Source organism: Halomonas sp. PAMB 3232 (assembly GCF_031954225.1).
Taxonomy (GTDB): Bacteria; Pseudomonadota; Gammaproteobacteria; order Pseudomonadales; family Halomonadaceae; genus Vreelandella.
The window spans coordinates 1474170-1487104 of record NZ_CP134865.1 but is presented as its reverse complement, the minus strand read 5'-3'; the positions used below and the strand labels follow the sequence as shown (position 1 = coordinate 1487104).

Sequence of the window (12935 nt, the reverse complement as noted above, 5' to 3'; positions counted from 1 at the left end):
CTACTCTCCAGCCTCTAGCCGATCCACTTTCTGAAAACCGCGCGGGAGCTTGCTGCCCCGGCGCCCGCGTTCGCCGCGGTAGTATGCCAGATCGGCGCTCTTCAGGGTGAGCTTGCGCTTGCCGGCGTGGATGACGAGCTCGGTGGTTTCACTGAGCACCACCATATCGCGCACGAACTCTTCGCGCCGCGCGGCGCGAGCGCCGGGAATATCAAGCAGTTTGTTGCCCTTGCCCTTGCTCATCTGCGGCAGCTGCTCCAGCGGAAACAGCAGCAGCCGCCCTTCGTTGGACACCAGCGCCACCCACAGCGCCTCGCCTTCCGGCACCGCGACCGGCGGCGTGACGGCGCAGCCCTTGGGCAGGCTGAGCACCGCCTTACCGGCCTTGTTCTTGCCGGTGAGATCACCAAGCGTCGCCACGAAGCCATAGCCGCCGTCGCTTGCGAGCACGTAGCGCTGGCTTGGCGGGGCGAGCATCATGCCGGCCATTTGCGCGCCGGCAGCGACGTTGGCGCGCCCGGTGATCGGCTCGCCCTGACCGCGGGCGCTTGGCAGGTTGTGGGCAGAGAGCGTGTAGGCGCGCCCGGTATCGTCGAGCAGCACCAGCGGCTGGTTGGTCTTACCGCGGCTTGCCAGTTGGTAGCGGTCGCCGGCCTTGAACGAGAGCCCGGCGGGGTCGATGTCGTGGCCCTTGGCGGCGCGAATCCAGCCCTTCTCGGACACCACCACGGTGATCGGGTCAGCGCCCAAAAGCTCTACTTCCGAAAGCGCTTTCGCCTCGGCTCGCTCGACCAGCTTTGATCGGCGGGCGTCGCCGTGCTCCTTGCCAGCGGCGCGAATCTCCTTTTCGATCAGCGTGGTCATTTTGGCATCGCTACCCAGAACGCCGGTGAGCGTCTTGCGCTCTTTTTCAAGCGCGTCCTGCTCGCCGCGAATCTTCATCTCCTCGAGCTTGGCCAGATGGCGCAGGCGAAGCTCCAGAATCGCCTCGGCCTGGCGCTCAGAAAGCGCGAACGCCTCGATCAGCGCGGCCTTGGGCTCGTCCTCCTCACGGATGATGCGAATCACTTCGTCCAGGTTCAGATACGCGGTCAAAAGCCCTTCGAGAATGTGCAGGCGCTCTTCCACCTTGCCCAGACGGTGCTCGAGGCGCCGTCTCACGGTGGCGCGGCGAAAGGTCAGCCACTCGCCAAGCATGTCCGGCAGCGGCATCACCCGCGGGCGGCCATCCAGGCCGATCACGTTCATGTTCACCCGCACGTTCTTCTCGAGATCCGTGGTGGCGAACAGGTGCGCCATCAAGGATTCGACGTCGACCCGGCTCGAGCGCGGCTCGATCACCAGACGCGTGGGTTCCTCGTGGGTCGACTCATCGCGCAGATCCGCCACCATGGGCAGTTTTTTGGCCTGCATCTGGGCGGCAATCTGCTCGAGCACCTTGGCGCCGCTGACCTGATACGGCACCGCGGTGATGACGATATTGGCCTCTTCACGCACGTAACGGGCGCGCAGCTTCACCGAGCCCCGGCCGGCCTCATAAAGCTTTCGCAAATCCGCCGCCGGGGTGATGATCTCGGCGTCGGTGGGAAAATCCGGCGCGGGGATGAATTCCATCAAATCCGTGGTGGTGGCTTTCGGATTGCGCAGCAGATGGCAGGTCGCCTCGACCACTTCACTAACGTTATGCGGCGGAATGTCGGTGGCCATGCCCACGGCGATGCCGGTGCCGCCATTCAACAGCACGTGGGGCAGGCGCGCCGGGAGCACTACCGGCTCCTGCATGGTGCCATCGAAGTTCGGCGCCCACTCGACGGTGCCCTGGCCAAGCTCTGACAGCAGTACGTCGGCGAATTTCGAGAGTTTCGCCTCGGTGTAGCGCATCGCGGCGAAGGATTTGGGGTCATCGGGGCTACCCCAGTTACCCTGGCCGTCCACCAGCGGGTAGCGGTAGCTGAACGACTGCGCCATGAGCACCATGGCCTCGTAACAGGCGCTGTCGCCGTGGGGGTGGAACTTGCCCAGTACGTCGCCGACGGTGCGCGCGGACTTCTTGTACTTGGCATTGGCGTTGAGAGATAGCTCGCGCATGGCATAGATGATGCGCCGCTGCACGGGCTTCATGCCGTCGCCGATGTTGGGCAGCGCGCGGTCAAGAATGACGTACATCGAGTAGTCGAGGTACGCCTTTTCGGTGTAGTCGCGAAGGGAGAGGCGCTCGACGTCGCCTTCCGCTACCTGAATATCCATGGTCATCGGGGGTTATACCTCAATGTCTGCGAGGTTGCCGTAATCTTCCAGCCACTTCTTACGGTCGCCGGCGCGTTTCTTGGCCAGCAGCATGTCCATCATCTCCATGGTGCCGTCGCCATCATTCAAGGTGAGCTGCACTAGCCGGCGCGTCTCCACCGCCATGGTGGTTTCGCGAAGCTGCAGCGGACTCATCTCGCCCAAGCCCTTGAAGCGCTGAACGTTGGGGGTGCCGCGCTTTTTGGCGAGGCTTTTGAGAATGGCCGCCTTCTCGCTTTCGTCCAGGGCGTAGTGTACCTCCTTGCCCAGGTCGATACGGTAAAGCGGCGGCATGGCAACGAAGACGTGACCGGCGTCCACCAGAGACGGAAAGTGCTTGACGAACAGCGCGCACAGGAGCGTGGCGATATGCAGGCCGTCGGAGTCGGCGTCGGCGAGAATGCAGATCTTGTGGTAGCGCAGCTTCTCGAGATCGGCGCTGCCCGGGTCGGCGCCGATCGCGACCGCAATGTCGTGCACCTCCTGGGAGCCGTAGATGTCGTGGGTTTCGACCTCCCAGGTGTTCAGGATTTTGCCGCGCAGCGGTAGGATCGCTTGGGTTTCGCGGTTGCGCGCCTGCTTGGCGCTGCCGCCGGCGGAGTCACCCTCGACCAGAAACAGCTCGCTTTGAGAGGGGTCCTGGCCGGAGCAGTCGGCGAGCTTGCCGGGCAGCGCCGGGCCCGAGGTGACCTTCTTGCGCGCGACCTTCTTGGCCTTTTTCTGGCGGCTTTGCGCCGCGCTGATGACGAGTTCCGCGAGTTGCTCGGCTTGGTCGACGTGGTGGTTGAGCCACAGCGAGAAGGCGTCCTTGACCACGTTGGAGACGAAGGCTGCGATGGTGCGCGAGGAGAGCCGCTCCTTGGTCTGCCCGGCGAACTGCGGGTCGAGCATCTTGACCGACAGCACGAACGAGGCGCGCTCCCAGAGATCGTCGGCGGTGAGCTTGATGCCGCGAGGCAAGAGGCTTCGGTACTCGCAGAACTCGCGCAGCGCGTCCAGAAGTCCGGAACGAAAGCCGTTGACGTGGGTGCCACCCTGGGGCGTGGGAATCAGGTTGACGTAGCTTTCCAGCAGCGCCTCGCCGCCTTCCGGCAGCCACTGGATCGCCCAGTCGACGCCGTGCTCGTCATCGCTGAAGTGGCCGACGAAGGGCTCGGACGGCAGCACCTCGTAGCCGTCGGTGGCCTGAGCCAGATAATCACGCAGCCCGTCGGCGTAGGCCCACTCGGTTTTGGTACCGTCGGGCTCGACCAGCGTCACTGCAAGCCCCGGGCAGAGCACCGCCTTGGCACGTAAAAGATGTTTCAAGCGGCCAAGCGCGAGCTTGGGGCTATCGAAGTAGCTCTCGTCGGGCCAAAAGCGCACGAGCGTGCCGGTGGCGCGCTTGGCAGCCTTGCCGATCTCATGAAGCTCTTCGGCCTTTTCGCCGTGTTCGAAAGCGATGGCGTGGCGGGCGCCGTCGCGGGTGACCTCGACCTCCAAACGACGCGATAGCGCGTTGACCACCGACACCCCAACGCCGTGCAAACCGCCGGAAAAGCGGTAGCTCGACGCCGAGAATTTGCCGCCGGCGTGGAGCTTGGTGAGGATCAGCTCGACCCCGGAGACGCCGTGCTCCGGGTGGATGTCGATGGGCATACCGCGGCCGTTATCCTTGACCTCGATGGCGCCGTCGCCTGAAAGCACCACTTCGATGGCCGTGGCGTGACCCGCCAGCGCCTCGTCGACGCTATTGTCGATGACTTCCTGGGCCAGGTGGTTGGGTCGCGAGGTATCGGTGTACATACCGGGGCGCTTGCGTACCGGCTCGAGTCCGGAGAGAACCTCGATCGAACTCGCGCCGTACTGGGAGCCGTCAAACTGGGTCATGGTGCATCAATTCCTGGAAAACGGTACTTGGGCCGCGCAAGGGTGAACGGCGCGGCGAAAAAGGCACAGGATAGCGCAAATTCAAACTACTGTATATCCAGCCATGAGTGACCGACACCTCGCCGGCCACGTTCGCGATAAAATGGATCAGGGTTCGCTCTGCTCGGCGGCCCAGAACGCGCGAATCAGCCCCTGGCTCGAGGCGTCCAGACGGCTCACGTCCCCCTTGCCTTCCATCAGCGCGCGGGTCTCCTTGGCGATCTCCTTGCCAAGCTCCACCCCCCACTGATCGAACGGGTTGATGTCCCAGATCACCGCCTGCACGAACACCTTGTGCTCGTATAGCGCGATCAGCGCACCGAGGGTATGCGGAGCGAGTTCGTCCATCAGCACCGTGGTCGAAGGCTGGTTACCGCGATAGCGCTTGTGTGCCGGCGGCGCGCCCTCTTCGTCGACGGCGTCATCGCCAAGCATAAGCACCCGCGACTGGGCAAAGCAGTTGGCCAGCGACAGCCGGTGCTGCGCCTTGAGATGGCGCCGGGTGTCCGGGTCCTCGACATCGTCGTAGCGTTTGAGCGGGGCGATAAAGTCGCACACCACCGGCTGAGTGCCCTGATGGAGAAGCTGATAAAACGCGTGCTGAGCGTTAGGTCCGAGCTGCCCCCAAAGCACCGGGCAGGTCGAGTAGTTCACGCGCTCGCCCCGCCCGGTGACCGACTTGCCGTTGGACTCCATTTCGAGCTGCTCGAGATACGCGGCGAAGTATTCAAGGCGCCCGTCGTAGGGCAGAATCGAGTGGGCGCGAATGTCGAGAAAATTGACGTTCCAGATGCCGGCCAGACCCAGCAGCACCGGCAGGTTCTGCTCGAGCGGCGCCTGGCGAAAGTGGTTGTCCATCGCATGCGCCCCGGCCAGCAGCGCGCGAAAGTGCTTCATGCCGACGATCAGCGCGATCGGCAGGCCAATGGTGCCCCAAAGGGAATAGCGCCCACCCACCCACTCCCAGAACATCAGCTGATGATCCGGGGCGATCCCCCACTCGCACATCTTCTCCGGGCTCGCCGACACGCCGATGAAGTGCTGGCGAACGATGAGCTTTGCGCTCACCGGTTTGGCACCGGCCATGTCATCGTGCTCGGAGAGCCGCCCCAGTAGCCAATCCTTCGCCGTATTGGCGTTGGAAAGCGTATCGATGGTGGTGAACGATTTCGACGACAGAATGAACAGCGTGGTTTCCGGATTGAAGCGCGCCAGGTAGTCGGCAAGCTGCGAGCCGTCCATGGTCGAGGCGAAGTGTACGTCCACCGGATGGATGTCCGCGGGCCGGTAATCCGCCAGCGCGTGGGTGACCATCAAAGGGCCGAGATCCGAGCCGCCCACGCCCAGGTTCACCACGTGGCGAATCGGCTTGCCGGTTGCCCCGCGCCACTGGCCGGCGTGCAGACGCTCTACCAGTCGCTCCATCTGATTCAGGCTTTCATGAACACAGGCCACGACGTCTTCGCCCTCGACGTCGAGCGTGGCCTCCACCGGCAGGCGCAGCGCGGTATGAAGCGCCGGGCGATTTTCGCTGATGTTGACCCGCTTGCCGCTCAACAGCGCCTCGATGGCACCGGGTACGCCCGCCTCCTCGGCCAACGCCAGCAGGTGCACCAGCGTATCGTCGTCAAAGCGCTGTTTCGAGAGATCGAGCGTGAGCCCGTGCACCTCGTGGCTAAACGTCTCGAAGCGGTCCGGGTCGCCGAAAAGGTCCTTCAGGTGCATCGTTTTCAGCGTTTGCGCGTGCTGCTGGAGCGTTTGCCAGGCGGGCAGCGTATCGGGTGTGTCGTGTTGTGCCAAAGCCGTTTCCCTCTTTTTGGCGGGTATCCGAAAGCCCAGGACTGTCGCCTCAAAGCGCGGGGGCGTAAACTACGCCCCTTCCACTTTTGATCCTGGCTTGCCCATGAGTACCGCATCTTACCGTGACGCCATCTTTTCGACACCCCTTGACCGCGTGGCGCGCTTCTCTTTCGACGAACAGGTAGTGGCCTGTTTTCCCGACATGATTCGCCGGTCAGTGCCGGGGTACGGCCAGATTCTGGGAATGATGGGCGTGATTGCAAAGCGCCACCTGCGTCACGGCGCCCACGTATATGATCTGGGCTGCTCGCTGGGCGCCTCGGGCCTGGCGCTCGCCGGCGCCCTGCCCGCCGATGCGTTTCGCTATACCGGCGTCGACGTATCGCCGGCGATGGTGGAACAAGCGCGCCAAACACTCACTACCGAATGCCCCGAGCACGCCATGTCGGTGATTGAAGCGGATATTCGAACCCTCGAGTATACAGGCTCAGGCATGATCATCCTGAACTTCACGCTGCAGTTTCTGCCGCCCAGGGATCGCGACGCGCTGCTGGCGCGCCTCTATTCGGCGCTCGAACCCGGCGGCGTGCTCATACTGTCCGAAAAAACCGTGGACCCGGACGAGCGCGACAACGCCTGGCGGGTCGAGCGCTATCATGACTTCAAGCGCGCCAACGGCTACTCGGATCTGGAAATCAGTCAAAAGCGCACCGCACTCGAAAACGTGCTGATTCCCGACAGCCTCGACGGCCTGCACGAGCGGCTGAGCGGTGCCGGCTTTCCCCGCGCGATGACCTGGTTTCAGTACCTGAACTTCGCCTCCTTGATCGCGTTCAAGGAGGGCTAACGTGGCGACCCCGCTACCCGACGACCATCAGGCGCTCTACCGTGCGTTTCTCGATCAGGCCGCACACAACGACGCCCTGCTTGCCTGGCTTGCGCGCCTGCCCGAGCAGCTAAATCAGGGCCTGGATAAAAAACGCCACGGCGACCTCTCCGCCTGGGAAAAAGCGGCGAGAAAGCTGCCGACTCTGCCCCAGTCACGAACGGTCGAGCTTGAAAGTGACACCGTTCGCGTGGACGTCGCACTCGATGAGAGCCAGCGCCGCCAGTGTTTTAACCTGCTCAAAAAACTCGCGCCCTGGCGCAAGGGTCCATTCAACCTGGGCGGCATCGAGATCGATACCGAGTGGCGCTCGGACTGGAAGTGGAAGCGCGTGGCGCCGCACCTGTCCGATTTGAAATATCGCAAGGTACTCGATGTGGGCGGCGGCAGCGGCTACCACGCCTGGCGCATGGCCGGCGCGGGGGCGGCGTTTGTGCTGGTGATCGACCCGTCGCCTCGGTTTTACTGGCAGTTTCAGGCGGTGCGCCACTTCGTCGGCGACGCCGATGGCAACCGCACCCACTTTCTACCGGTGGGCATCGAGGACGTGCCGGAGAACCTGGGGTTTTTCGACACCGTGTTTTCCATGGGCGTGCTGTATCACCGCGCCTCGCCTTTCGAGCACTTTAATCAGCTAAAAGCCGCGCTGGCCCCCGGCGGCGAGCTGGTGCTGGAAACGCTGGTGGTCGAAGGCGACGAGCAAACGGTGTTCGTCCCCGGCGAGCGCTACGCGGCAATGCCCAACGTCTATTTTCTGCCCTCCTCGAAAGCGCTTTGCCACTGGCTGGAACGCTGCGGGTTCGAAAGCGTACGTGTGGTCGATGAAGCCCCAACGACGCTCGATGAGCAGCGCTCCACCGAGTGGATGACCTATCAGTCGCTTGCGGATTTTCTCGACCCCGAGGACAGGTCGCGCACCATCGAAGGCTACCCGGCGCCGCGCCGCGCGGTGGTGATAGCGAACAAACCGGGTTAACGCTCAGCGGCGCAGAATCATTAGCCAACGGCCCAGATTCAGAATGCTGGCAAGCGAGGCCGCTACATAGGTGAACGCGCATGCGGTGAGCACGTGGCGGGCGCCGGTCATGTCAGAAGGCGGCACGTACTCCTTTAAAAGCGGCAGGGCCCGGTTGAAGCTGGCGTCGAACTCCACCGGCAGCGTGACCAGATGCACCACCGCGGCGGTGCCAAAGCTGATCACCGCCACGGCGATCACCGCGGCCAGGCCACCGGGTAGGCGGGTAAGGAGGAACAGAAACGGCGCGGCCATCATCAACAGTGCGCCGAGTTTCTCGGCTTTTTGCGCCACGCCCACCATACGGCTTCGGGCAATCAGCGGCGCGTAGCCTTCAGCGTGCTGGAGAGCGTGTCCCACTTCGTGCGCGGCCACCGTTACGGCGGTGAGCGAGCGGCCGTTGAAATGATCCGGCGAGAGTCGCACCATGCGGTCGATCGGATCGTAGTGGTCGCCCTGCTCGCTCACTTCCACACCTACATTTTTCAAATCGAAGCGGCGCAGCAAGTGGCTTGCCAGCTCGGCCCCGGTGCCGGGGTAGTCGTCACGCCCTTTGGTGTGGCGCTTCAATACCCACTGCGCCCAGAGATTGGGCAGAAGAAAAATAGCCAGCGCCAGCGCGATCAGCAGTACGATCATGATCAAGTGTCCAGGGCAGTCGCCGGATGACTGACCGTTGTACCACGATCGCACCTTGCGTGCACTGGCGGGGTGACTGATGAGGGTTAGAGACTCGCCTCTTGCGCCTCTTCCTTGTGGTGCTCTTGCACGTCGCGCTTGACCGCTTCGAGCCCGCGGGCGGAAATGCGGCCCTGCTCGTAAGCGTGTTCGGCCATCAGGACGCTATCGGCGGCGAGAATCAGGTCGCAGTCGCTGCCCTTGAGCTCGTCGCGCAAACGCTGAATGGCCTCCTGACGCTTGGGGTCCTTGTCCACCCGACGAATATAGACCGCCTTGATGCGCCCGGGATAAGCCTTGACCACCTCGGTGTAGACCTCCGGGTCGTGCTGGCCGCTGTCGCCGATCAGCACACAGGGCATGTCGTCGTAGAGTGTCAGCATCCGGTCGATCAAGTCGCGCTTGTGATCCTCGGCCTTGCGCGGCCAGGGTTTGCGCCAGGAGATACCCCACTCACGCAAAAAAAGAATCGGCCCGACCGGAATGCGGTTGAGCTGGAAAAAGGTTTCGAGCATTTCGTAAATCGCCCAGGGCCCGCGGGAAACGTACAGGATGGGCCGCTCGGCCTTGTCGCTTTTGCCGCGGTAAAGCGACTGATAAAGCGAGGCGACGCCTGGAAACGCGGTACGACGATGAGGTTTGCGCACGAACAGCCGATAGAGCATTTTCAGCTTTTCCGCCACGCCGGTGAACATGACGGTATCGTCGATATCGCTGATCACCAACAGATCCGCCTCCGGCGGCGGCACGTACACCTCCGCGTTGGTACGCATGGGCGGGTGCCCGTCGGCGCGCACGAGAATATCGGCGCGATGCCAGGACACATCAATGGGTAAGTCGCGCTCGATGGGAATATGGGCGTCGAAGTAGCCGTCACGGTCGGTAATCAGCGACAATTTGTTTTCACCGATACGAATTTCGACCTGCGCCTCCTTGAAGCCGCGGCGAAAGATGCGTCGAGCCACGTCCGCGGTATCACGTAAAATGCCGCGCCGGGGAATGGCGCGGCCGAGTGCCGCCTGTCGAAAGACGCGGCCCATGACGAAAACTTCCTTTTGCGACCCGTAGCCGCGGTAGGGATGCACCACCATCCCTCCGCGGCCGCTGTCGCGCTTCATGGGCTTGGCGACAACGTGGACAAGCCGCTTAACGAAGCTTGCCCACGGGCTATACCATGGCATCAGGCGTGCTGACCTGAGTGCTTGCCTTCCTGAATTTCTTCAAGAAGCTTGGAGCAGAAAGCATCGAGGTCTTTCGGCGTACGGCTGGTGACCAGCGCTTCGTCGCAGACCACGGCTTCGTCGACCCAGTTCACGCCGGCGTTTTTCAGATCCTGCGCGATGCTGTGTACCGAGGTCATCTTGCGACCGTCGACCACGCCTGCGTTGATCAGAATCCAGGGCGCGTGGCAGATTGCGCCAACCGGTTTACCGGCCTGAAAGAACGCCTTGACGAAGCTCAGCGCGTCGTCGTTGGTACGAAGCTCATCCGGGTTGAACAGACCGCCCGGCAGCATTAGCGCATGGTAGTCGGACTCGGATACGTCTGATAAAGCCTTGTCGGCGTCGTAGGTATCGCCCCACTCGGTTTCGGCCCAGGCACGAATCCCCTTCCCATCAGGCGTTACGATGTGAACCTCGACGCCATTTTTTTGCAGCGACGCGCGCGGCACGCTGAGCTCGGACTCTTCGAAACCGTCCGCAGCCAGAATCGCAACGCGTTTACCATTCAGTGCTTGACTCATCGTGCTCTCCTTTTCGTGATGAACATGTGCTTTAAACATACGTTGCGTCATCTCCTACAACGCCTAACAAGTGTGGCTCATCCTGTACAATCGTCAAGCGATCTAACCAGTTAAACCGCGTCACCACTTCGCTACAAGTTGTACAAAAAAGCCGGCCTCGTTCAAAAACGGGGCCGGCTCGAGCGCCTGAAACGAGCGCAGGCTTGCTTTAGAACAGCTTGCTGATGTCGCGGGCGTCCCAGTGCGGGAAGTGCTTACGCACCAGCGCGTTCAAATCGCGCTCGAAGGCAGCCCAGTCGGTGCCCTGCTCCTGCTCGCCTTGAGCGGCGACGCCGCGAATCATGCCGGCCCCCACGGTGACGTTGGTCAGCCGGTCGATGATGATGAAGCTCCCCGTCCCCGGGCTTGAACGGTAGTCGTCAAGCGGGATGCTTGCGGTAAGCTCGACCTCGCAGCGGGCGATCGCGTTGAGCTCGAGCTGCTCGGCCGGATACTGCGCCAGCGTGTTCACATCGACCTGGTAATCGATGGCGCGCACCTGGCCCGAAAGATCGCGGGTGGCGAGCTTGAAGTCATAAAGCTTGCCCGGCATGAGCGCGTCTTCGTGCATCCACACGATGTCCGCCTTGAAGGCGTTGGAAAGCGCGATATCGGCGTGCGCATCGACCAGCCAGTCGCCGCGGGAGATATCGATCTCGTCATCGAGCGTCACGGTGATCGCCTGGCCCGGGTAGGCGGCGCTCAGGTCGCCATCGAAGGTGACGATGCGCTCGACCGTCGAGGTCTTGCCCGAGGGCAGCACCTTCACGCGGTGGCCCGGGCGCAGAATGCCCGCAGCGAGCGTGCCGCAATAGCCGCGAAAATCGAGGTTCGGCCGATTGACGTACTGCACCGGCAGGCGCAGATCGGTGAGGTTCTGGTCCTGGGTCAGCTCGACGCTTTCAAGAAGCTCGATCAGCGTGCGGGATTCATAGCCGGGGCCGAAATACCAGGGCGTACGCTCGCTTTTATTGACCACGTTGTCGCCGGTCAACGCCGACAGCGGCACGAAACGAATGTCCGGCGCGTTCAGATTGGTGGCAAACTGCTGGTACTCGCGCTTGATCTCGTTGAAGCGCGCCTCTGAAAACTCGACCAGATCCATCTTGTTGACCGCGATCACCAAATGCTGAATACCGAGCAGGTCGGCGATGAAGCTGTGGCGTTTGGTCTGGGTCTGCACGCCATAGCGGGCGTCGATCAAAATCACCGCCAGGCTCGCCGTGGAGGCGCCGGTGGCCATGTTGCGGGTGTACTGCTCATGACCCGGCGTGTCGGCGATGATGAACTTGCGCTTGTCGGTGGAGAAAAAGCGGTACGCGACGTCGATGGTAATGCCCTGCTCGCGCTCGGACTGCAGCCCGTCGACCAGAAGCGCCAAATCAACCGTGTCCCCGGTGGTGCCGCTGGTTTTGGACGCTTGGGTGATCGCAGCGAGCTGGTCCTCGAAAATCATCTTCGAGTCGTGAAGCATTCGCCCGATCAGCGTGGACTTGCCGTCATCGACGCTGCCGCAGGTGATGAAGCGCAAAAGATCCTTGTTTTCGTGCTCCTGCAGGTACTGCTCGATGTTGTCGGCGATCAAATTCGACTGGTGTGCCATGTTAGAAGTACCCCTCGCGCTTTTTCTTCTCCATCGACCCGACCTGGTCGCGGTCGATGGCACGCCCACTACGCTCACTGGTGCGCGTCAGCAGCATCTCCTGGATGATCTCGGGGAGCGTGGCCGCCGTAGACTCGACAGCCCCCGTTAGCGGGTAACAGCCAAGCGTTCTGAAACGCACGGATTTTTGCTCCGGGACCTCACCGGGCGCCAGCGGCAGGCGCTCGTCATCGACCATTACCTGCATGCCGTCGCGCTCGACGATCGGGCGCGGGGCGGAGTAGTAAAGCGGCACGATCGGGATCGACTCCAGATAGATGTACTGCCAGATATCGAGTTCGGTCCAGTTGGAGAGCGGAAATACGCGAATCGACTCGCCCTTGTTGACCTTGGCGTTATAGGTGTTCCAAAGCTCCGGGCGCTGGCTCTTGGGGTCCCAGCGGTGGTACTTGTCGCGAAAGGAGTAAACTCGCTCTTTTGCGCGCGACGCTTCTTCATCGCGGCGCGCCCCGCCGAAGGCGGCATCGAAGCCGTACTTGTCCAGCGCCTGCTTGAGCGCCTGGGTCTTCATGATGTCGGTGTACTTGGCGCTGCCGTGATCGAAGGGGTTGATGTTCGCCGCGCGCCCCTCTTCGTTGGTGTGCACCAGAAGCTCCATGCCCGCTTCACTCGCCATGCGGTTGCGAAACTCGATCATCTCGCGAAACTTCCAGGTAGTATCGACGTGCAAAAGCGGGAACGGCGGCGGCCCCGGGTAGAAGGCCTTGCGCGCCAGGTGCAGCATGACCGAGGAGTCCTTGCCGATGGAGTACATCATCACCGGATTGCTGAACTCGGCGGCGACTTCACGGATGATATGAATCGATTCGGCTTCGAGCTGTTTGAGGTGCGTCTGGCGCGCACCGTCGATCGCCACGGTGGGCTCGCGCCGTTCATCGACCGGCGCAGCGGTAATCTGGGTCATTGCCTACTCCCT

Annotated in this window: 10 protein-coding genes; 2 read left to right on the top strand and 8 right to left on the bottom strand. The window is 62.5% G+C overall.

Annotated elements, in window-relative coordinates; translation table 11 throughout:
* From parC to pgi, 3 genes are all read right to left on the bottom strand, one after another.
* Positions 1–2253, bottom strand: coding sequence for a DNA topoisomerase IV subunit A (gene parC, locus RN346_RS06715; protein ID WP_311962533.1), 2253 nt, complete (start codon positions 2251–2253; stop codon positions 1–3).
* Positions 2254–2259: 6 nt separating this feature from the next.
* Positions 2260–4155 carry a DNA topoisomerase IV subunit B gene (parE, locus tag RN346_RS06710; RefSeq protein ID WP_311962532.1) on the bottom strand — a complete coding sequence of 632 codons (1896 nt, stop codon included), beginning with the start codon at positions 4153–4155 and terminating at the stop codon, positions 2260–2262.
* Between the two features lie 147 nt (positions 4156–4302).
* Positions 4303–5994 (bottom strand): glucose-6-phosphate isomerase, encoded by a 1692-nt coding sequence (gene pgi, locus RN346_RS06705; protein ID WP_311962531.1) that lies wholly within the window; start codon positions 5992–5994, stop codon positions 4303–4305.
* 103 nt (positions 5995–6097) lie between these two features.
* Between pgi and cmoA the strand changes: the two genes are divergently transcribed.
* Together cmoA and cmoB are read left to right on the top strand one after the other, a co-directional pair.
* A complete protein-coding gene (gene cmoA, locus RN346_RS06700; protein WP_311962530.1) occupies positions 6098–6841 on the top strand; it encodes a carboxy-S-adenosyl-L-methionine synthase CmoA in 744 nt (247 codons plus the stop codon).
* 1 nt (position 6842) lies between these two features.
* Complete coding sequence (cmoB, locus tag RN346_RS06695; RefSeq protein WP_311962529.1) at positions 6843–7856, top strand: tRNA 5-methoxyuridine(34)/uridine 5-oxyacetic acid(34) synthase CmoB; 1014 nt, start codon at positions 6843–6845, stop codon at positions 7854–7856.
* Positions 7857–7859: 3 nt separating this feature from the next.
* Here cmoB and RN346_RS06690 read toward each other — a convergent pair whose 3' ends face one another.
* From RN346_RS06690 to cysD, 5 genes are all read right to left on the bottom strand, one after another.
* The gene (locus RN346_RS06690; protein WP_311962528.1) at positions 7860–8534 is read right to left on the bottom strand and encodes a zinc metallopeptidase; all 675 of its coding nucleotides are present in this window, start codon (positions 8532–8534) and stop codon (positions 7860–7862) included.
* Between the two features lie 86 nt (positions 8535–8620).
* Positions 8621–9691 carry a phosphatase domain-containing protein gene (locus RN346_RS06685; protein WP_311962527.1) on the bottom strand — a complete coding sequence of 357 codons (1071 nt, stop codon included), beginning with the start codon at positions 9689–9691 and terminating at the stop codon, positions 8621–8623.
* A 62-nt stretch (positions 9692–9753) separates the two neighbouring features.
* Positions 9754–10317, bottom strand: coding sequence for a type 1 glutamine amidotransferase domain-containing protein (locus RN346_RS06680; protein ID WP_263584401.1), 564 nt, complete (start codon positions 10315–10317; stop codon positions 9754–9756).
* Between the two features lie 208 nt (positions 10318–10525).
* Positions 10526–11959 carry a sulfate adenylyltransferase subunit CysN gene (gene cysN / locus RN346_RS06675; protein WP_311960626.1) on the bottom strand — a complete coding sequence of 478 codons (1434 nt, stop codon included), beginning with the start codon at positions 11957–11959 and terminating at the stop codon, positions 10526–10528.
* 1 nt (position 11960) lies between these two features.
* Positions 11961–12923: a sulfate adenylyltransferase subunit CysD gene (cysD, locus tag RN346_RS06670; RefSeq protein WP_263584403.1), complete on the bottom strand. Its 963-nt coding sequence runs from the start codon at positions 12921–12923 to the stop codon at positions 11961–11963.
* Positions 12924–12935 lie beyond the last annotated feature (12 nt).

What these genes read in the sequence shown, in the direction of transcription:
- parC (WP_311962533.1), bottom strand. Translation starts at nt 2,253, where the DNA reads ATGACCATGGATATTCAGGTAGCGGAAGGCGACGTCGAGCGCCTCTCC.
- parE (WP_311962532.1), bottom strand. Translation starts at nt 4,155, where the DNA reads ATGACCCAGTTTGACGGCTCCCAGTACGGCGCGAGTTCGATCGAGGTT.
- cmoA (WP_311962530.1), top strand. Translation starts at nt 6,098, where the DNA reads ATGAGTACCGCATCTTACCGTGACGCCATCTTTTCGACACCCCTTGAC.
- RN346_RS06690 (WP_311962528.1), bottom strand. Translation starts at nt 8,534, where the DNA reads ATGATCGTACTGCTGATCGCGCTGGCGCTGGCTATTTTTCTTCTGCCC.
- RN346_RS06685 (WP_311962527.1), bottom strand. Translation starts at nt 9,691, where the DNA reads ATGAAGCGCGACAGCGGCCGCGGAGGGATGGTGGTGCATCCCTACCGC.
- RN346_RS06680 (WP_263584401.1), bottom strand. Translation starts at nt 10,317, where the DNA reads ATGAGTCAAGCACTGAATGGTAAACGCGTTGCGATTCTGGCTGCGGAC.
- cysN (WP_311960626.1), bottom strand. Translation starts at nt 11,959, where the DNA reads ATGGCACACCAGTCGAATTTGATCGCCGACAACATCGAGCAGTACCTG.
- cysD (WP_263584403.1), bottom strand. Translation starts at nt 12,923, where the DNA reads ATGACCCAGATTACCGCTGCGCCGGTCGATGAACGGCGCGAGCCCACC.